The 20,523-nt window shown below is 67.3% G+C and carries 15 protein-coding genes; 10 read left to right on the top strand and 5 right to left on the bottom strand.

Annotation, left to right across the window (positions count from 1 at the left end; translation table 11 throughout):
* Positions 1-58: 58 nt before the first annotated feature.
* The 5 genes from AC5W7N_RS21035 to AC5W7N_RS21015 all read left to right on the top strand — a co-directional run bounded on the left by AC5W7N_RS21035 (position 59) and on the right by AC5W7N_RS21015 (position 5,912).
* Positions 59-1,426 carry an ABC1 kinase family protein gene (locus AC5W7N_RS21035; RefSeq protein ID WP_495922030.1) on the top strand — a complete coding sequence of 456 codons (1,368 nt, stop codon included), beginning with the start codon at positions 59-61 and terminating at the stop codon, positions 1,424-1,426.
* A gap of 44 nt (positions 1,427-1,470) precedes the next feature.
* Entirely contained in the window at positions 1,471-2,169 is a 699-nt protein-coding gene (locus tag AC5W7N_RS21030; RefSeq protein ID WP_490725341.1) for a TetR/AcrR family transcriptional regulator, read from the top strand.
* Between the two features lie 175 nt (positions 2,170-2,344).
* Positions 2,345-3,595, top strand: coding sequence for a PucR family transcriptional regulator (locus AC5W7N_RS21025; RefSeq protein ID WP_175585994.1), 1,251 nt, complete (start codon positions 2,345-2,347; stop codon positions 3,593-3,595).
* Between the two features lie 234 nt (positions 3,596-3,829).
* On the top strand, positions 3,830-5,131 hold the full coding sequence (locus tag AC5W7N_RS21020) for a lipase family protein (RefSeq protein ID WP_490725342.1): 1,302 nt from the start codon (positions 3,830-3,832) through the stop codon (positions 5,129-5,131).
* Between the two features lie 10 nt (positions 5,132-5,141).
* Positions 5,142-5,912 (top strand): hypothetical protein, encoded by a 771-nt coding sequence (locus AC5W7N_RS21015; RefSeq protein ID WP_339384711.1) that lies wholly within the window; start codon positions 5,142-5,144, stop codon positions 5,910-5,912.
* 16 nt (positions 5,913-5,928) lie between these two features.
* Here the strand turns inward: AC5W7N_RS21015 and AC5W7N_RS21010 are convergent, their stop codons facing one another.
* On the bottom strand, positions 5,929-6,588 hold the full coding sequence (locus tag AC5W7N_RS21010; RefSeq protein WP_490725343.1) for a TetR/AcrR family transcriptional regulator: 660 nt from the start codon (positions 6,586-6,588) through the stop codon (positions 5,929-5,931).
* 289 nt (positions 6,589-6,877) lie between these two features.
* Here AC5W7N_RS21010 and AC5W7N_RS21005 point away from each other — a divergent pair, with 289 nt between their 5' ends.
* Complete coding sequence (locus AC5W7N_RS21005) at positions 6,878-8,563, top strand: FAD-binding dehydrogenase (RefSeq protein ID WP_495922029.1); 1,686 nt, start codon at positions 6,878-6,880, stop codon at positions 8,561-8,563.
* A 202-nt stretch (positions 8,564-8,765) separates the two neighbouring features.
* Here AC5W7N_RS21005 and AC5W7N_RS21000 read toward each other — a convergent pair whose 3' ends face one another.
* The 3 genes from AC5W7N_RS21000 to AC5W7N_RS20990 form a co-directional block, all read right to left on the bottom strand.
* Positions 8,766-10,115 (bottom strand): TIGR01777 family oxidoreductase, encoded by a 1,350-nt coding sequence (locus tag AC5W7N_RS21000; protein ID WP_195021445.1) that lies wholly within the window; start codon positions 10,113-10,115, stop codon positions 8,766-8,768.
* A 91-nt stretch (positions 10,116-10,206) separates the two neighbouring features.
* Positions 10,207-10,527, bottom strand: coding sequence for an MmyB family transcriptional regulator (locus AC5W7N_RS20995; RefSeq protein ID WP_195021558.1), 321 nt, complete (start codon positions 10,525-10,527; stop codon positions 10,207-10,209).
* A 328-nt stretch (positions 10,528-10,855) separates the two neighbouring features.
* Entirely contained in the window at positions 10,856-11,338 is a 483-nt protein-coding gene (locus AC5W7N_RS20990; RefSeq protein ID WP_195021444.1) for a MarR family winged helix-turn-helix transcriptional regulator, read from the bottom strand.
* 55 nt (positions 11,339-11,393) lie between these two features.
* Here AC5W7N_RS20990 and AC5W7N_RS20985 point away from each other — a divergent pair, with 55 nt between their 5' ends.
* On the top strand, positions 11,394-12,335 hold the full coding sequence (locus AC5W7N_RS20985) for an amidohydrolase family protein (protein ID WP_195021443.1): 942 nt from the start codon (positions 11,394-11,396) through the stop codon (positions 12,333-12,335).
* Between the two features lie 59 nt (positions 12,336-12,394).
* Here the strand turns inward: AC5W7N_RS20985 and AC5W7N_RS20980 are convergent, their stop codons facing one another.
* Positions 12,395-12,877 carry a GNAT family N-acetyltransferase gene (locus tag AC5W7N_RS20980; protein WP_280498754.1) on the bottom strand — a complete coding sequence of 161 codons (483 nt, stop codon included), beginning with the start codon at positions 12,875-12,877 and terminating at the stop codon, positions 12,395-12,397.
* 909 nt (positions 12,878-13,786) lie between these two features.
* On the opposite strand from AC5W7N_RS20980, the gene AC5W7N_RS20975 reads away from it, so the two are divergent.
* The 3 genes from AC5W7N_RS20975 (at position 13,787) to AC5W7N_RS20965 (ending at position 20,103) form a co-directional block, all read left to right on the top strand.
* Positions 13,787-16,423: an aminotransferase class III-fold pyridoxal phosphate-dependent enzyme gene (locus AC5W7N_RS20975; protein ID WP_195021441.1), complete on the top strand. Its 2,637-nt coding sequence runs from the start codon at positions 13,787-13,789 to the stop codon at positions 16,421-16,423.
* A gap of 106 nt (positions 16,424-16,529) precedes the next feature.
* On the top strand, positions 16,530-18,869 hold the full coding sequence (locus AC5W7N_RS20970; RefSeq protein WP_195021440.1) for an MMPL family transporter: 2,340 nt from the start codon (positions 16,530-16,532) through the stop codon (positions 18,867-18,869).
* Between the two features lie 34 nt (positions 18,870-18,903).
* Positions 18,904-20,103 (top strand): saccharopine dehydrogenase family protein, encoded by a 1,200-nt coding sequence (locus tag AC5W7N_RS20965; protein WP_195021557.1) that lies wholly within the window; start codon positions 18,904-18,906, stop codon positions 20,101-20,103.
* The last annotated feature ends 420 nt before the right edge of the window (positions 20,104-20,523 follow it).

Here is a 20,523-nt window from a genome sequence, read left to right as displayed (position 1 = left end):
GGCGCGAGAGGATCGTGACGCCCGTCATACGGTGCGCGGGCCGAGGAGGTGGGAGATCGTGGCCGGTCGCGTGCCGAAGAGCCGTTTCGCGCGGGGGAGCAGGCTCGGCCGGCTGGCCGCGGGGCAGGCGGTGCGCGGGGTGGGCACCCGGCTGTCGATGGTCGGGCGCACCGAGCAGGCCAGGCAGGTGCTCGCCGAACGCTCGGCCTTGCAGACCGCGCAGCAGATCGTCACCGTGCTCGGCGGGATGAAGGGCGCGGCGATGAAGCTGGGCCAGATGCTGTCGGTGCTCGATATCGACATGGTCCCGGAATCGCATCGGGAACTGTTCCGGGTCAAGCTCGCCGAGCTGCGCGATCAGGCGCCGGCGGTGTCGTTCGCTCAGATGCGCAAGGTCATCGAGGACGATCTCGGCCCGCTGTCGAGGGCGTTCGCCGATTTCGACGAGACGCCGATTGCCGCTGCCTCCATCGGCCAGGTGTATCGGGCTCGCCTGCACGATGGCCGCGCGGTGGCGGTCAAGGTCCAATATCCGGGCGTCGACGAGGCCATCGCCGCCGACATGCGCAACCTGGAGTTCTTCAGCAGGCTGTGGAAATCCATTCTGCCCAGTGCCGCCGACGCCGCGGTGCTCGAGGAGATCACCCGCAATCTGGAACGCGAACTGGACTATCCGCGTGAGGCCCGCACCCAGCATCGGGTGGCCGCACGCTATCGCGATCATCCGTTCATCGTGGTGCCCGACAGCGTCGAAGAGCTGTGCGCGCGTCACGTGCTGGTGACCGAACTGGTGGAAGGCAGGCAGTTCCAGCAGATCCGGGAGTTGCCAGAGGCCGATCGCGATCGGATCGGCGAGTTGATCTATCGGTTCTACGTGAGCTCGCTGTTCGTCGACTACGAATTCTGCGGCGATCCGCATCCGGGGAACATCCTGCTCGCCGACGACGGCCGGGTCGGTTTCGTCGATTTCGGGGTCTACAACCGCATGGACCCGGTGGATGCCGACTTCGAGCGTGACTGCCTGCGATTCGCCGGCGAACAGCGGGCCAAGGAGCTCTACGACGCCTGGGTGGGGCGCGGCATCATCGACCCGGCCGCCGGGGTGAGTCCACAGGAATGCTTGGAATACGTGTGGGCGGCGGCGGGCTGGCATCTGCTCGACGAGCGGATCACCATCACCCCCGAGCTGGCGACCGGGGCCGTTGTGCTCGCCGTCGACCCGCGGGCCTCGGAGTTCCGCGGTATGCGTCATCAGCTGCTGCCGCCGGAGCATGTGTTCTCCCGCCGCGCCGACCTGTTCACCTATGCCGCGCTCGGCCAGCTGGGCTCGACCAACAACTGGCATCGCATCGCGCGCGAGTGGCTCTACGGCGAACCTCCCGTCACCGAGATCGGACTTACCACGGCGCGGTGGCGTAGTCGCTAAGGTGAGCGCGAACTCATTTTCAGCGAGAACGGCAGGGGAGCGCCATGCCCTCGAAGACAGTCGGACAGCGTCGACGTCCCAGCCAGGAGCGCGCGAAGGCGACCAGGGAGCACATTCTCGATACCGCGGCCCGCTTGTTCGGTGAGCGCGGCATCGCCAACACCTCGACCAACCGGATCGCCACGGAAGCCGGGCTGAGCATCGGCACGGTCTACCGCTACTTCTCCGACCGCACCGTCATCGTGGAGGAATTGCTCGGCCGGTTGCTCGAGGACATCGAAAGACGCTTCACCCAGCAGGTTTTCGATCTGTCGGAGAACTCGGTCGAGGACCTGACCATCAATGTGCTCGAGGTGATCACCGAGGAACTGGTGGCCAACGCCGCACTGGTGCGCGCGCTCGTCGCCGGAGTTCAATTCTACAACAGTGGGATTCCGGAGTTCGAACCACGGCTGCGGCTGCTGGTGAAGGTGATGCTCATCCAAGTGCTCGGCCCCGGTGACGATCACGAATACGACCTGATGACGTTCGTGGTGCTCAACACCGGTTTCGCCGCCGTACTGCGCGCCTCTGCCCTGGAGGTCGGGATCGAGGAACGGCAGGAGGCCATCGCGATGACCGCGCGCATGCTCGGTGCCTGGTTCGAGGCCGAAGCCGCAGCTCGCGGGCTGCGCGAGTCCCGCTTCACCGGGCTGGGCAAACGCAACGGGAAGCAGCCGGCCCGGGTAGGTCGCAAAAAGTGAGCGGTTCCCCAGGTTCCGTCGCGCTCGGTTGCCGTATTTGCTCGGCGTTTTCGGCATAATGCCTGGTAGACCTGGTTCGTTGGGGTGGTGGACAACTCGAGCAAAGCGGAGTGGAAGGTGAGCGCGAGCTCGCATTAATGTTCGTTGCGTAGTACAGGTGACGAGGAGGTCACACGTGACGATCGAGAACGCGATTCGCCCCGGATGCCAGACCCCTGGACGGTCCATCTCACCGCCCGTGCGTGATGTCCGCCGGTTGACGGGCCGGCTGGTCGACCATCTGGCCGCCTCGGTGCCGCCGTTCACCACCATGGGGACCGAGGTGATGGCCGGAGACGTGGCGGCCCTGGTCCGGGTCTGCGTGGAGTGGTCCATCCAGCGGATGAACGGCGACGACCAGCCCGTGCCCACCGAACGCATCAATGCCGCCGCGACCAAGTGGGCCAAAGACGGCGTCCCCATCGACACCGTATTGCACGCCGTGCACGCCGGATTCAAAGCCGGCCTCGACCTGTTGTTCGCGCGCACCGAGCCGAACGGAAGCGGCGACATCGTCGAGGGCACCACCGCCGCACTGGAATTGCTGAACCTCATCACCTCGACGGTGAGCAAGGCCTACGTGCGCGAACATCGCGCCGGTGTCGCCGAACACCACACCGCGGTGCATACGCTGACCTCGGCCCTGCTCGGCGGCCATGCCACCTCGAAGATGGCGCGCGAGTGCGGTATCCAGATCGCGGCCGAGTACTACGTGCTCGCGGTATCGCTGCCCGCCCATCCGGACGAGAGCCATCCGCGGCTGGACCCGCACGTCGTCGCGCGGCGCAAGCTGCGCCGGGTGCAGGCCGCGCTGGCCGATCAGTTCGGCGATACCGCGCTGTCGTTGCTGTCGGTGGACGGCGGCACCATCCTGGTGCCTGCGAGCGCCTGCGCCGAATCCGACCTCGACGAGATGGTGCGCAAGCTCTCCGCGGCCGCGCTGGTGCCGATCCGCGCCACTGTGCTCACCGCCGCCGCCGCTGACGTCGCCTCGGCCGCCGACCGCGCCCATGATCTCCTCGACACCGTGCATCAGCTCGGGCGCGCCCCCGGCCTGTACCGATTCGCCGAGCTGGCGCTGCACTATCAGCTCACCCGTCCCGGCATCGGCCGCGACATCCTGCACGCCCGGCTGGCGCCGCTGGACGATCACCCCGAACTGATGGAGACCCTGCGGGTGTTCTTCGCCATGGACCTCAACCGGCAGCGCACCGCGCGCATCCTGCACGTGCATCCCAATACCGTCGACTATCGGCTGCGCCGGATCGGGCAGCTCACCGGCCTGGATCTGTCGCCCACCGAAGGCCTCTGGTATCTGCGCTCGGCCCTGATCGCCCGCGTGAACGGGCCGGGGAATCCCGGAGTCGAGGCTCGCCAGCCGGCCTGAGCCGCCTCGCCACGGCCCACCGTCGGGTAGTCGGCTCGGCCACACGTGGACGGACCGGTCCCGAGCTCCGGCGACCTCGGGCCGCGCCCGCGAGCATTTTCGCCCGGCGGTGGTACCGGCCGGCAGGCCACGGGTCTATCCTCGGTACCCGATCCTCGATGCTGTATCCATCTCGATGCTGTATTCGCTTTCTCGATGTCCTGGGCTTTTCCCAATCGTCGGAAGGATCGAATCGTGAGGAGCCGAGCACGTAGCTTCACCGCGGCGGTGGCGTGTGCCCTCGCTGTCGGGGCCGGTGCGATCAGTGCCCCGCAGGCCTGGACCCAGCCGGTCACGGAGGTCGCCGGCGCCGAATTCTATGTACCCCCGGCCCCATTACCCGGTGGCCCCGGCGCCATCGTGCGCGCCGAGCCATCCCACTTGGCGCTGTCGATGGGCGCGATGCCGGCGTCGGCGACGCGGGTGATGTACACCAGCAGCGACACCCACGGCGCTCCGGCCGCGGCGGTGGGTACCTTTCTGATGCCCGCGATGCCATGGACCGGCCCGGGACCGCGGCCGTTGGTCGCCTACGCGGGCGGAACGAAGGGCCAGGGTGATCAGTGCGCGCCCTCGAAACTGCTCGCCCAGTTCATCCATTTCGAGCCGCCGGTCAACCTGATCTTCGAATATGACGTGGTGGCGCTGTATTCGCTGCTGTCGCGCGGCATGGCGGTGGTGATGACCGACTATCAGGGTCTCGGCACGCCGGCCGTGCACGGATTCCTCAACCGTAAAGAGCAGGCCCACGCCGTGCTCGATTCCGCTCGCGCGGCGCTGCGGCTGCCGGGCACTGGCCTGGCCCCGGATTCCCCGGTGATCCTCTACGGCTACTCCCAGGGCGGTATGGCCTCCGCCGGTGCGGCCGAACTGCATCCGAGCTACGCCCCCGATCTCAATGTGCGCGGCGCCTACGTCGGCGGACCGGTCGTCGACGACCAGTACTTCGTCGGCTACAACGATGGTCGCGCCGCCGCCGCGCCCACCCACGCCTGGATCCTCAACGGCATGGCCGCCGCCTATCCGCAGGTGCGGCCGGTGCTCGACGCCGAACTCAACGACACCGGCAAGGCGATCCTGCGGGATTCGGAAAGCAAGTGCGCTATGCCCGTCGGCATGGCACAGAACCATCCACACACCGCGCAGTGGACCAGCAGCGGCCAGCCGCTGACCGCGGTGATCGACCGGAATCCGGCGCTGCGGGCGGTCTTCGCCGAACAGCGCGTCGGCTCGCTCACCCCCTCGGCCCCGGTGCTCATCGCCTCGGCGAAGAACGATGAGGGCGCGCCGTTCCCGCCGATCCATGCCACCGCGGCCGACTGGTGCGGCGGCGGCGCGACGGTGCAATTGGAGGCGAACTCCTCGATTCCGCCGATGACCGGCTTGGCCGGCACGCATGTGCTGGCGTTCTTCCCGGCGCTGGATGCCTCCCAGCAGTGGATCACCGACCGGCTCGCGGGCAGGCCCGCGCCGTCGAATTGCGCCGCGCTGCCCTGACCCCGCACCCGTGAGGTCCCGGCTTCGGGGTGGGTCGGCTCCGATCCGCCCCGAAGCCATCGCCGTGTACCCCGAGGATCAACCGAAGGAGCCTGCGATCAGCCAGAACCGGAAATCCGGACAGCGCGTACGTGCACGGTCGGCGCGCTCGCGGCCGCATATCGTCGTCGACCGGGTCGAGATCGTCACCGTGCACGGAACGCTCGCACTGCGCTTCTCCGACACGGTGGGCCTGCCGTTCTCGGTCGTCTTCCCAGCGGAATTCGCGGTGAACGCACTCGGGCCCCTGCGCTCGGCGATCCTCGAGGCCGAGGAAGCCTATTGGAGCCTGGTGCCCTCGCTGGTGCGTTCCTTCGGTACCGCCGAGCCGAACGTCGTGGCCGAGCGCATGGCGGCCTGGCATCGCGAACAGGGCTGGGATCGCGTCATCGAGTTCGCGACCGCCGACGGCCCCGCATCGGTCATGCTGCTGACCCATGCCGGGCACGTCGGCATCTGCGCCGATCCGCCCTACAGCGGTGAACCGCTGCTGGCCATCTTCGACCCGCTGCAATTGCGCCGCATCGAACCCGGCTTGGTCTCGGCCCTCGGCCAGGCCCTGCGTGAACAGGGCGGCAGGCATTGGAGCCAGCGTCTTCGCGCCGCGCGCCGTCACATCGACAGCCGCCAGTGGATCATCCCCGGCGATTATTGCGATCCCGCCCCCGAAGCCGCCGCGGCGCATATGCGGGAGCGCTACGTCGAATACCTGCGACGTTCGCCGGTCAATCCGGGGAAGTGAGCCTGCCGGTGCGGCCCTACTGTTCGCGGGTGTAGGACATGACCACCCGCAGCATCAGATCCACCCGCAGTTCCCGCGCCTCGTCGCTGCCGGGCTCCATCAGGCATTGCACCGCGGTGCCGTCGTGCACCGCGACCAGCGCGCGTCCCAATGCCTTCGGGTCGGTGACGGTGCGGCCGATCCGGTTCAGCAGTGTCTGCACCACCGGCAGCAGTGCGGAGCTGATCGACTCCTCCCTGGCGACCATCAGGTCGCGCAGTCCGGGGTTGCGCAGGGCGTGTGCGGTCACCTCGAGGCTGATGCGCTGCCACTTGTCGTCCATTGGCACCGCGTGCAGCACGTGCTCGACGACCTCACGCACGTTGCGGACATCGGTGACCGGGTCCTCCCGCAGCACCGCCGTCACGTTGGCGAGCAGCTGCGCCGACTGCTGCTCCCACATCGCCAGGAACAGCTCGTCCATGCTGGTGAACTGCGAATAGAACGCGCCGCGGGTGTAGCCGGCGCGTTCGCAGATGTGGTCGGGTTTGGTGCGGCCGAAACCCTGTTCGGCGAAGACCTCGTAGGCCGCGCCGAGCAGGCGCTGGCGAGTTTCGGCGCGCCGCTTGGTCACTCGGCGGCCGGTCGAGGGCTTCCCGGTCGTCGCGGCTGCGGCGACGTCGTCGGAGGGTGCCACGTCGTGTCCTTATCTTCCGGCGGTATGGGCGACCGAATGCATTATTGCATCTGATTCGATAGTGTATCGCCTGTGAATCGGTCGGATGCTGTGATGCCGATCGGTCCGAGTCGGTGAGGGCCGGGTCGGGCGCCGCGTTGCGTCGGCGGGGGCGAGGTCGGTTCGCTCCGGTCATATCGACTCGGCGAATGTGCCGACTCGGGCACTCGCCGATGCTTAGGTTGGAACGCAGGCGATGGGACGGTCCGGGTGGCCGCCGGCTGTCGATGCGACTATTCGAAGGAACAACATGACACACAACAGTCCTGATTCCGCGTTCGACGCCGAAGTGATCGTGGTCGGTGCGGGGCTGGCCGGGCTGGTCGCGACCTATGAGCTGGTCAAGGCCGGCCGACGGGTGCTGGTGCTGGATCAGGAGAACCGCAACAACCTGGGCGGGCAGGCCTTCTGGTCGCTGGGCGGGCTGTTCTTCGTCGGCAGTCCCGAACAGCGTCGCCTCGGCATCAAGGATTCCTACGAACTGGCGCTGCAGGACTGGATGGGGTCGGCCGGCTTCGACCGCGAGGACGAAGACCACTGGGCGCGGCAGTGGGCCCGCGAATACGTGCGATTCGCCGCCACCGAGAAGCGGGACTATCTGCACGCGCTCGGGCTGCGGGTCACGCCGCTGGTCGGCTGGGCCGAACGGGGCGGGGCGTCCGCCGACGGGCACGGCAACTCCGTGCCCCGATTCCACCTCACCTGGGGCACCGGGCCCGAGGTCGTGCGCGTGTTCGCCGAACCTGTGCTCGAGGGCGAGCGAAAGGGTTTGGTGCGGTTCGCGTTCCGGCATCGGGTGGATGAACTCGTGGTCGAGGCAGACACGGTCACCGGCGTACGCGGCAGCGTGCTCGAACCGACCGACCTCGAGCGCGGCAAGGCTTCCTCGCGAACCGCTGTGGGCGACTTCGATTTCCGTGCGAAGGCGGTGGTCGTGACCTCCGGCGGTATCGGCCACAACCATGATCTGATCCGCAAGAACTGGCCCGCCGACCGGCTCGGACCGTGCCCGAAGACGATGATCTCCGGAGTGCCCGCGCATGTGGACGGCCGCATGCTCGGCATCAGCGAGGCCGCGGGCGGCGCCATCGTCAACCGCGACCGGATGTGGCATTACACCGAGGGCATCATCAACTGGGATCCCATCTGGCCCGATCACGCCATCCGGATCATCCCCGGCCCGTCCTCGCTGTGGTTCGATGCCAATGGAAAACGCCTGCCCGCACCGTGTTTCCCCGGTTTCGACACCAACACCACCATGAAGGCGATCCTGGCCACCGGACACGACTACTCCTGGTTCGTGCTCACCCAGTCGATCATCGAAAAGGAGTTCGCGCTCTCCGGTTCGGAGCAGAATCCCGATATCACCGGCAAGGACATGAAGCTCACGCTCAAGAGCCGGGTCGCGAAGGGCGCGCCCGGCCCGGTGGAGGCCTTCAAGCAGCATGGGGTCGATTTCGTCGTCGCGGATACCCTCCGCGAACTCGTCGATGGCATGAACAAGATCGCGCGTGGCCCGCAACTCGACCACGACGATCTCGAACGCCAGATCGTGGCCCGCGACCGCGAAGTCGCCAACAAATACTCCAAAGACGCTCAGATGATGGCGATCACCAACGCCCGCCAGTACTTCGGTGACAAGGCGGGCCGGGTCGCCAAACCGCATCGCATCCTCGACCCGGCGGCGGGTCCGCTCATCGCGGTCCGCCTGAACATCCTCACCCGCAAGACCCTCGGCGGCTTGCAGACCGACCTGAAATCGCGGGTCATGCGGCCCGACGGCAACCCGCTACCCGGCCTCTACGCCGCCGGTGAGGTCGCCGGGTTCGGCGGCGGCGGGGTGCACGGCTACAACGCGCTCGAAGGCACATTCCTGGGCGGCTGCATCTTCTCCGGGCGAGCGGCGGGGCGGGCGATCGCTTCGGCGCTGGGCTGATCGACGCTGGGCCGCCGAGCGGTACGCATCAGCTGATGATCGATGGGGCGGGCGATCGCTTACACGTTGGGCTGATCGATGCTGGGCAGCCGACGGTTCGCATCAGCTGATGATCGGCGGGGCACCGGGATGCGGCGTTCCGACGGGTGCTGCCGTGGTTTGCCGGTGCGCACCTAGTCGCTACTGCCTGCGAGCGGGATCGTCAGCGGCTACGCCCGAGGACGTGGCGCAACGCCGATTCGAGATCGGGTGTCCGGAAGGGATGCTCGGCGTGCAGCAAGCGCTGCGGCGCGACACGCTGGCTCGCCGTGGCCAGTTCGTGTGCGCCCTCGCGGCCGAGCAATAGGGCAGGCCCGAACTCGGGGGCCGGTATCGGCGTGGGCCTGCGCGTTACCCGGCCCAGTGTGCGAGTGAACTCCGCATTGCGCACCGGATGCGGGGCGACCGCGTTCACGGGTCCGCGCAGTTCACCATCCCAGAGCGCGCGGTGATAGATGTCGAGGAGATCGTCGATGCCGATCCACGACATCCATTGGCGCCCATCGCCGATCCGCCCGCCGAGGCCGGTGGCGAATAGCGGCCGCAGCAACCGGAGGGTGCCGCCGCGCGGGGACAGCACGATGCCGGTGCGCACGTGCACGACGCGCGTTGTCGCGGTGGCAGCCGCGGCGGCGGCCGCTTCCCAGTCGGTGACGACGTCGGCCAGGAAACCGTCGCCGCGCGAGCTGTTTTCGGTCAGGTCCTCGTCGCCGCGGTCATTGCCGTAGTAGCCGATCGCGGAGGCGCAGATGAACGCGGGCACGCCGCTGTCGGCGCTGAGTTCGGCCAGCGCGCGGGTGGGCCCGATTCGGCTGTCCCGGATCGAGCGTTTGTGCTCCTCAGTGAATCGCCCCGCAATCGATGCACCCGCCAGATGGATGACGGCGTCCACTCCGGTGAGCAGGTCCTTGTCCGGGCGATCCGGGTCCCACCGGCGTTCACCAGGGTGGCGCGGTTCGCGGCGCACCAGCCGGACGACCGTGTGCCCGCCCGAGCTGAGAAAAGCCGTCAGCGCGGAACCGATCAGCCCCGAGGAACCGGTCACCGCGATCGTCGACGGACCGAGCCCGTTGGCCTCCGCCCGTTCGTGCGCGGCCAGATCATGGGTCAGCTGGCGGTATCTGTAGGCGAACATGGGCCGCAGCGCAGCGGCGGGCAGCCGGGTGTCGACGCGGTCGATCACGCGGGTGTGGGTGGCATCGACTTCCTCGAATTCATGGACATGCCGCCAGGTCAACGCCGTGGCCAGGGGAACCGAGGCCAGTCCGGCGCGCGAGAGCCGGTCGGCGAACCGACACGGCGGATCGTAGGCCTCGGGTTCGTGCTCGGCCACCCATCGAAGCCCGCCCGGCAGGGCGAGCACCGCGCGTCCGTCGGCGAGCGAGCCCGCTTCCTGAACCAGGGTCACCGGCTGCCACGGCGGAGCCAGCCGGGCAAACGCGCCCGGCCGCCCGAACCAGGCGAAAACGTCGGATCGAGGGACCGCGACCACAGCCGAACACTCGATGCTCATACCTCGAATCTACGCACCCGATCCGAGTAATGCATCGTTCATGCATCGAATCGGTGTGTCCTGCGCTTGGCGCCGATCAAACCCATGTCGATCACCTCGGCATCAGTGCACACCGAATCATTCGATTCCGGTGGTGCGAAGCAGGCCCAAGTGCCGAGGCAGACGTGGCAGGGAAGGTGGAGTAGACGACAGCGGTCTGGTCGGCCTCAGGCGCTAGCAGGGCATCGCAGTCGAGTTCCAGGGCGCCGAGGTCGGGGTGCGCGAGCGTGACGGTGCGGCTGCGCAGTTGCCCGGCGCGTGCGGCCCGCCACAGTTCATCGAAGCGCGAACTGCCCGTGCGCGGTTCGGTGAGCAGCCGGGCCAGACCGGGATCGTCCGGGTATGTCGCGTGCACAGTGCGCAGGCAACCCACGCAGTCGACCGCATCGGCGGCCTCGGCGTCGGCTCGTCTCCTGCCAGCTGCCCGCCGACCCCGACGTGGCTATGACGACACTGCGAGAGTGCTTGTCGCAGGGGTTATTCCGGGTCGCGATGATCGGTGCGAGGGTGCGCATGTCGCCTGAACACACTCTGCTGTTCGAGCGCCTGGGAACGCGCTCATCGAGAGCTCGCCCGACATCCGGTTGTGTTTCGACACCTCTCCAGAGACCACTGTCGATGCTCTGCGCCGCTAATTCCAACCGCGCTGAGCGCACCCGGCAGTGTCGCCGAAAGCTGGGGGGTCGGACGGCTGTGCCGATCTACTCCGCATCGATCGGTTCGGTCACGAGTCTGGTGAGCCTGCGTAGCAGGTCGACGAGCTGGACCCGCTCGTCCGATGTGAATGTCTCGTAGGCGCGGGCCTGACGCTCCCGCAGCCGTTTTCGCAGTGATGCCACGCGCTCGGCCCCCGCGTCGGTCAGCGAGATCAGGACGCGCCGCTCGTCCTCGGCGGACCGGCGGCGTACCACGATCCCCTTGGCCTCCAGTTGTTGCAGCATTCGGGTCGCGGTGGGAACGCTGACATCCGCGCTGGTCGCGAGTTGCCCGACCGGGAGATCGGCCTCGTCCATCAGCGGCTCGAGCAGCGCCACCTGCGGTAAGGAGAGGCCACCGAACTGTTGGGCACCCGCCGACCGTGCGCGGCGTATCGCGACGAACAGAGCGTCGACCGTCTGCGCGATCTGCTCCGCATCCACTTCGCCGACGGTTGGCGTCGGCGGGGTATTGCGTCCTTGTGCCATGCGGATTAGCCTAACAGCACAATATTTAGCAACCTAAATGTTAGTAGGCTCAAGGATGACAGTCCCCGCTCGGATCGATGTCCACCAGCACCTCATCCCGCCGTCGTACCGGGAGGTGATGGACCGGCGCGGGGCGTCCGCCGGCGGCTGGCCCACACCGGCCTGGAACGCGGACCGCGCGATCGCGATGATGGACCGCCGGTCCATCGCGACAGGGATGCTGTCGGTCAGTTCTCCCGGCACTCACTTCGGCGATGACGCCGAAGCCCGTGGCGTCGCCCGCAGCGTCAACGAGTTCGCAGCGGAGCTGACGAAGGACCGGCCCGACCGCTTCGGCCATTTCGCGAGCCTTCCGCTCCCCGATGTCGACGGCGCGATCGCCGAGGCCGCATACGCGCTCGACGAGTTGCATGCCGACGGGGTGGTGCTGATGTCGAATGCCCATGGCCGCTACCTCGGCGACAAGCAGTTCGAGCCACTCTGGGCCGAACTCGACGCGCGTGCCGCTGTGGTTTTCATCCATCCGACCACGCCCCCGATTCCCTTGCTGGACGGTATGCCCGGACCGCTGCTCGACTTCCCGTTCGACACCACCCGCACCGCGGTGCATATGACGCTCAACGGCGTGATGAGCCGGCATACCCGGATCAAGGTGATCCTGTCCCACGCGGGCGGCTTCCTGCCGTTCGCCGCATGGCGCTTCACCGGTGGCGCGCAGTTCAACGCCGGAACCACGCCCGCGGGTATCCTCGCCGATCTGCAGCGTTTCTACTTCGACACCGCGTTGTCCACCACGCCGACGGCCCTGCCGTCACTGCTGGCCTTCGCGGCTCCAGGACACATCCTGTATGGCAGCGATTTCCCCTTCGCCCCAGAGGAATCCGGCGGAATGCTCGACGCGATGCTCGACAGCTATGCCGGCTTCGGTCCCGGACAGCTCGGCGCGATCAATCGCGGCAGCGCCGAAGTCCTCTTTTCACGCCTGGCGGGATCGTGACCACCTGGCCGGACCGCCTTCTGAAGCGTCACCGGCGGCGGTCACCGATGCGCTGAGCCTCAGGCGCCGAGCTCGAGGGTGATGGCGGTGAAACCGGTGTCCTCTTCGGGATGCCGGCCGATCTCGCGGAAGCCGAGATGGGCGTAGAAGGCGCGGGCGGAGGAATTGAGCTCGAAGACGTCGAGGGTGACCTTGCCGTGCAGGTGTAGCGCGTGCTCGACCAGGCGCCTTCCGATGCCCAGTTTCTGGACCTCTGGGTCGACGAAGAGGCCGCCGATCTCGGAGCCGAGCATGCCGAGCAGTCCGACGACGCCGTGGGGCGGGACTTCGGCGACCCAGTTATCGGCGTGGACGAGATAGATCTCCCGAAGCTTGCGCTCGCGCTCGCCGGTTCCTTCGCCCTCGATGAAGGGGTGAGCGATTCGGCTGGCTCGGCTCCAGAGACTCACCACGGTGTCCTCGTCTTCGGGACGGTAGGGGCGGATCGTCACCGGAGTCGGTGCGGAAGGGCGAGCGGCGGGATCGGTATCGGGAGTCGTCACGAGTGTCAACCGTGCGTCACGGGCTGCTGTCTTGGCAATCGATTTTCGCCACCGCGCGGACGGTGGCCGGGCAGGTGCCGCGCTCCTTCGGGGGTCGGCTGGGTGTGGACGGGCCATCGATGTCGCCGCATGCTGCGAGCGGAGCACTTGCGTGTCACCGTGAGTATCACCTACCGTAGTGGCGTCAGGGGTTCATGAAAACACGAGCACATGGGGGCAATAGCCGAATGGTCGTGAACAGCCTTTCGGGGCAGAGACCTTCGCTCGGCGGGCTGGGGTTATCGGCGGCGTGTCGGCGCGAATGCCACCACTCCGAACGACATCGGCCGTCGACGGCAGCATTCAGCCGGTACTGAGCGGCGACCAACTCACACACCATCCACCAGCATCCGATTCGGTGGCCATCCCGCGCGAACGCGTATCCGTTGCGTTCGCGGCAGCCGGCCCGACGGCTCGCGGCCGATGCGCGCAATGGCTCGAGGGCGTTTCATCGACGTCCGAGTAAAACGTCACTCTCGTAGACAGGGGCACCCATAGGTCGGCCGAATGTCAACCGCTCTCGCCCATGGGCGCCGCTCTTCGCGTACCGATCGGCAGTGATGCAGCGCATATCGACTCGGACGGACGACCAGTTCGAGCATCCGTGCGGCCATCGTTCGGGTGTTCCGTAATACGTTGAACAGCAAGGTAACTCGAGCTATTACCAAGGGGTCCAGGGCGCCGGTCGGCGCCGGATAATAATGCGCATCCGCTATCGCAGTGGGTCCGATTACATCGCGATCCCGAGCCTGGGAATTGTCTCGGCTCCTATGCAGCTCTGGTACGGCAGTACCAATAATTCGCTGCGGGTGCTTCGGGCCGACGACGATTCGAATGCGCTGCGTGCGTGATGCTTTCGGGAGGAAATTCGTGGTTGAGTTGTCCGTGAAGCGCGGTGCGGTACGCGAAGTGGGGCGCCTCGCCCGATGGTTGCCGTACTACGGGACCCGTGGTTACCGGGACTTCCGCCGTACCGGGTCGAAGCAGCAGGTCGCGGTTAATCTGCGGGATTTCCTGCTTCGCATGGGGCCCATGTACACCAAGGCGGGCCAGATCCTGGGGACCCAGACCGGGCTCTTCGACGCCGACGCCATCGCCGAGTTCCGGGACCTGTTCGCCGATATGCCCGCGATGCCGGCCTGGGAATCGGAACAGGTGCTGCACGACAAGGCGCACCCCGATCTGCTGACCCGCCTGACGTCGTTCGAGCCGGTCGCCCTCGCGGCCGGCACAGTGGCGCAGGTTCATCAGGGCCGACTCGACACCGGCGAGAAGGTCGCCCTCAAGATCGTGAAAACCGGTGTGCGGGAGCGTCTTGCCGCGAGCACCGCGGCGACCTCGGCGATGCTCACGACATTGCAGAAGCTGGTTCCGGCCGCACGCTCCTACGATGCGCTGAGTCACTTCGCCGAACTGCGCCCGTTCCTGGTCGATCAGTGCGATATGCGCCTGGAAGCGCAGCGACAGGAGCAGGTGGGGCAGAACTTCGCCGCGCATCCGTTCGTCCGGGTGCCCCGGGTGTACCCGCAGCTGTGCTCGGAAGACGTTCTGGTGATGGAGTTCATCGACGCCGTACCCGGCACCGAGTTCGCCACCTGCGAATTCCCCAAGGGTGAGCTCGCCCGCCGGATGCAGGACACCTTCTACACCATGGCCTTCTTCCACGGCCTGTTCCACGTCGACCCGCATCCGGGCAACATGATGCTCACCCACGACGGCGAGATCATCATGCTCGACTACGGGTTGGTCGGAACGCTGTCCGAGGATGGTAAGTGGGCGCTGGCCTCCTTCTACTACGGCTGCATCCAGAAGCAATGGGATCGCGCCGTCGACCGGTTCATCGAAGCGTTCACGGTGGCACCGGAATCCGGCTCCACCTTCCCCGCCCGCAAGCGGCAGGACCTGATCGGGGTGCTGAGGTACCACTTCGAGGAGAAGGCCGAAGCCTGGTCGACGATGGGCTTCTTCGACGACGCCACCAAGGTACTTCGTGCCGCGGGCTGGCGTCTGACCACTGATTTCACTCTGCTCGGGCTGGCGTTCCTCACCGGAGAAGGATTGGTCAGCGCCGTCGATCCGGAGATCGACATCTGGTCCAATGCCCGCCGGTTCACCGACCGCTTCTCCCCGTTCATGAGCGAGGACCTCAAGGAGCTGTTCGATACCCGGATCGCGGGGCATATGCCCAAGTCGATGGCGATCAAGAACGATGCCGACCGCGCGTTGATCGCGCAGACGCATATGGACCGCTACGTACTGCCCAGCGAGTACCCGCTGATCGTGGAATCCGCCGAGGGCGCCACGATCACCGACATCGACGGCAACACCTACATCGACCTGGCCAGCGGCTTCGGCCCGCACATCCTCGGATACCGGCCGAAGGTGGTCGTCGAGGCCGTCACCGCCGCGATGGAGAAGGGCGCCGTCAACGCGATCGGCAACACCGCCGAAGTGGATCTCGCCCAATTGATCAGCGCGGCGTTCGGCGGCGACAAGGGGGTGGTGTTCACCAACTCCGGTACCGAATCGGTGCTGACCGCGTCCCGGATCGCCCGCGCCGCCACCCGCAAGGACCGGATCGCCAAGTTCGAGGGCCACTACCACGGCTGGTCCGACCAGGGCATGGTGTCGTCGTGGTTCCGCTACAGCGGCACCGCGACCGAACCACAGCCGATCAGCAATTCGGCAGGCGCGCAACGTCAGGTCGTGGAGAACACCCTGGTCTTGCAGTACGGCTCGCCGATCTCGATCGAGCGGATCCGCCGCAACGCCGATTCCCTTGCCGCCGTGCTGATCGAACCGATGCCGTCGATGGCCGTCGACTACGACATCGAATTCCTCCAGGCTCTGCGACAGGTGTGCGACGAGTGCGGCGTCATGTTGATCTTCGATGAAGTGGTCAGCGGATTCCGGGTGACCTATGGCGGCGTGCAGACGCTGACCGGCGTCGAACCGGACCTCACCTGCCTCGGCAAGATCGTCGGCGGTGGTTTGCCCGGCGGCGCCGTCGTCGGGCATCCGCGGGCGATATGGTCGGCCCGGACCACGAATGATCCGTTCGAGGACTGGGCGACGCGCGCCTTCTGCGGCGGCACCACCAGCGGCAACTCGGTCTCCTCGGCGGCCGGTGCCGCGGTGCTGCGGCACCTGCGGGACAACCCGGCCATCTACACCGAGCTCGACGCCCGCACCGACTACCTGCGCAACGGACTCCAGGAGGTCGCCGAGCGCGAAGGCGTTCCTGCCCGGGTGAGCGGAAAGCACACCCTGTTCAGCATCGGCTTCGACTATTCCAAGCCCGCGCTACCGCGCGACCAGACGGCGGGCAGCCATGTGAAGGCCACGCTGGCGCTGGCGTACTACATGCGGTTGAACAACGTGTACCTACCGGAGTTGCACACGATCCTGCTCAACAACGCGCACACCTACAGCGATCTCGACACCGTCGTTGACGCCTTCGGCACCAGCATCGGTGAGATGAAGCGACACAACTTCTTCGTGTACTGACGATCGCCAGATCCCGCCGTGGTGCGGGCCGGGCAGACATGACCTCCGCTGCTCGGGCCCGCACCACGACGCATCCCCGCACCAGACAGACGAAGGCGATACAACGATGAGAACCGGTCTCGACGATCAGGCCGCCGCCACGGTCGATCCAGGCGCTCACCAGCGCGGCACAGCGGCCGCATGGGCACGGATGTGCTATCGATTCCGATGGCCGCTGGCGGCCGTGTGGTTGTTGATCGCCGTGGTGGGCGGGATCCAGTTCGATCGCATGGACGAACATCTCCGGTTACCCGACTATTCGATCACCGGTTCGGAATCCTCCCGCACCGCGGAGGTGCTCGGCGAACGATTCCCGCGCCTCGGCGCCGAACAGGCCGCGATCGTCGTCACCGCTGCCGACGCAGGTTCAACGGTCACGGCGGTGCGCGCGATCACCACCGCCTTACAGGACATCGACGGCCTCGGCGAAATCGTCGATCCCACAACACCACAGGCCGGCCAGGAGCTCATCGCCGACGACCGGCGGACCGCGATGATCCTGATCCCGTTGCACGGCACGGTGGCCGCGCGCGATGACACCACCGACCGGATCGAAGCCGCGCTGCAACACATCGAGATGAGCGAGGGGACCTCCGCCGAGCTGACCGGCGAGACTCCGCTGAACAAGGCACTCGCCGATGTGGAACGGCGTGACCAAGTCCGCGCCGAGATCGTCGGAATGACGCTGGCCCTGATACTTCTGCTGTGGGGGCTGAAATCGGTCCTCGGCACTGTGGTGGCGATCGCCTCGGCGGCGCTCGGGGTGGCCGCGAGCAGTATCGGTATCGCGGGAATCTCGGGGATAGCTGAAACCTCCCAATTCGCGCTCGTCGTGGCCACCATCATCGGCCTGGCGGTGGGGGTGGACTACGCGCTGTTCATGATCAGCCGTTTCCGCGAACACCTTCCCGGGCCGGGGGACGGCAAACCGAGCCGGGAGCAGGTGATCGCCGCGTTGAGCGTCTGCATGAAGACCTCGGGGCATACGGTGATCGTCTCCGGCGTCATCGTCATGGTGTCGTTGTGTTCGATCCTGATCATCGACGGCCCGGTGTTCCGCGATATCGCCGTCGCCGCGGCGCTGGTGGTGCTGTGCTCGCTGCTCGCCGCGATCACGGGATTGCCTGCTCTGCTGGCGCTGTCGGCGTCGCGGCTGCGGATCGCCACCCCGCGCGATGGTGGTGAACGCGACGGCCGGTGGTACCGGTGGGTGGCTTTCGTCCAGCGACGGCCGGTGCTGCTCGGCATCCCGGCGGCGATCCTGCTCGTCGTATCGGCGATCCCGGCCGCGGGCATGCGGCTCGGGCTCGACCTCGGCATCCCGACCCTGGCCGATACCCCCGCCGGCGCGGGCTATGCCGCGGCAGCGCAGGCCTTCGGCGGCTCCGCGGTGGCTCCGATCTACGTCACGGCCTGTGCCGATGGCGGCCGTCCGCTGCACGCCGATCAGGTGGCCGCGATTCGCACCCACTTCGCGGATGTGCGGCACACCGCCGGGGTGTCTTCTGCCGCATCGGTATTCGATGCTCCCATCGGCTCGGCGGCCGACGCCGGGCTCGGGGGCCTGGCGGGTACTCCGGTGGGCGCTGCCGTCAACGGGGTGCTCGTCGACAACGTGGCATCGCCGAACTGCCTGCTCGGTGTGGTGCAGTCCGCGCATGCGGTGGATGCACCGGAGACGATCGAACTCGTCGAGACCCTGCGCACGGACGGCGGCCGGCTGTCGCGGCTCGGCGTCACGGTGGGTGTCGGTGGGATGGCTGCCCTGTACCACGACATCGCCGCCGAAACGGGCCGGATGTTTCCCGCCGTCGTCCTGCTGGTGCTCGCCGTCTCCCTGATCTATCTGGTCGTGACGCTGCGCAGCGTGGTGATCCCGATCAAGGCGATCATCCTGAACGCCCTGGCTACGGCGGCCTCGCTCGGTGCCACGGTCGCGGTGTTCCAGTACGGGTACGGAGAAACCCTGCTCGGATTCGACAGCGTCGGCACGATCCAGGCGTTCCTGCCCGTGGCCATGTTCGCGGTGCTGTTCGGGTTGTCCATGGATTACGAGGTCTTCATGGTGCAGCGGGTCCGCGAGGAGTATCTGAGCTGCGGTGACAACCGGGAAGCCGTCCGGCGCGCGATGGCGGCCACCGCACCCCAGATCACCGCCGCCGGCCTGATCATGATCGCCGTCTTCGGCTCGCTCACCGTGGCGGATGTGCTGGAGCTCAAACAGATCGGCTTCGGCCTGGCCATCGCCATCGCCATCGACATCACCGTCATGCGGCTGATCCTCGTGCCCGTTCTGATGTCGGTCGCCGATTCGTGGAACTGGTGGCTGCCGTTCCAGAAACGATCTGCCGAGAATTCCGAAAACCCCCAGCCGTTACCGAAAGTCACAGATAGTGTTGCGGTGTAACCAGTCGATGTGAGGGGAGCTTCCGGTGCGGGTCATGGTGTTGGGCGGGGCGGGCGAAGTCGGGCGGGCGGCGGCACGAGTCCTCGCCTCCGAGCCGGAGGTCGAACAGCTGGTGGTGGCGGACCTGTCGGAGGAGCGGGCCCGCCTGGTGGCCGCCGAACTGGGTGACCGCTGTGCCGCGCGATCCATCGACGTCACCGACCACCCTGGTCTGGTCGCCGCGATCCGCGACTGCGACATCGTGGTGAACACGGTCGGGCCCTACTTCCGGTTCGGTCCCGGCGTGCTGCGCGCCGCCATCGAAGCGCGGCGCGACTACATCGACGTCTGCGACGACCCCGCGCCGACCATGACCATGCTGGAGATGAACGCCGAGGCCGAGGCCGCCGGAATCACCGCGGTTCTCGGCGTGGGCGCCAGCCCCGGGCTGGCGAATCTGCTTGCCGTGCAGAGTATCCACGGCCTGGATCGGGCCGAATCGGTGGTGACCGGCTGGAATCTGGCCATGGCGCAGCCGCAGACGCGGTCCTGGCGGCCCAGCGCCGCGATCACCCACGGGATCGAACAGATCAGCAACACCATCCCGGTGATCCGTGCGGGCCGGCAGGTGTGGGAGAAGCCGCTGCACAAGACCGTCATCGATTACCCGGGTCTCGGAGCGGCAGCGGGATGGACCTTCGGGCATCCGGAGCCGGTGACGCTCGCCCGCACCTACCCCGATCTGCGCGAGAGCGTCAACGTCGCGCTTGCGCCCCGTCACGTGGTCGCTGTGCTGCATCTGCTGGGCAGGGGAGTGACCCGAAAGGTCCTGCAACGGTCCCACGCGGCCGCCATCGCGGCCGTCGCCGAGAATCTGATGCCTTCGGGCTCGGTCGGCGCGCTCGCCGATTCCGATCTGCCGCCCTTGTTCGCCCTTGCCCGCGGCTACAAGAACGGCGAACCGGCGACGGTCTCCTGCGCGCTGGGGCAGGTACCCGGGCTGACGATGGCCGAAGTGACCGGAATCCCGCTGGCCGTTGGCGCCTTGATGCGCCCGCACCGGCCCGGCGTCCATCCGCCGGAAGCGGTGTTCACCCCCGGCGAGTTCTTCACCCGGCTCGCCCCGCACTGCCTCGGCCGGCCCAACCCGGACTCGCTCACCGTCACCACCGCCAGCTACGCCTCCGACGAAGCCAACTCTGTTGCACTGCACCGCGGATCGCTGATCACAGCGTTACTCGCCGCGGGTCGCTAGCCGGTCGCTTGCGGTCGCCCAGGCCCTGCCGACCGGCCACGCTCATCGGCCGAGTGCGGCCGCAGCAGCCCACCCCGGCCGCTCGCCTGGGAGACGAGGTATCCGCCGGGAGCCCGCACGCTGCGGGCGCACCAGGCGCGGCGGATGGCTTCGAGCGGCACGGCTGGGTCGGCCGGGAAGTCCTGCCGCCTATACCTCGCGGCGCGGTCGCGGATCCGGCGACGGTGGGGGTGCATCGCTCCCAGCGCTCGACGGCTGGATTCACCGAGGTGTCGCCACGCGGGCCGCTCGAAGAGCGGTAGCCAGATGTGTACCGGTCGACTGGCGCACCCATGATTCCCAACGCTGAGAACGTGTCATCGCTGGTCGTTGCGGGATCTGCGTAGCCTGAAACGAGTGCGGACCGCCCGATGGGTGCGG

It is taken from the genome of Nocardia sp. CDC519, assembly GCF_059509835.1.
The sequence above is the reverse complement of the archived record's forward strand: the minus strand, read 5'-3'. Positions and strand labels throughout refer to the sequence as shown.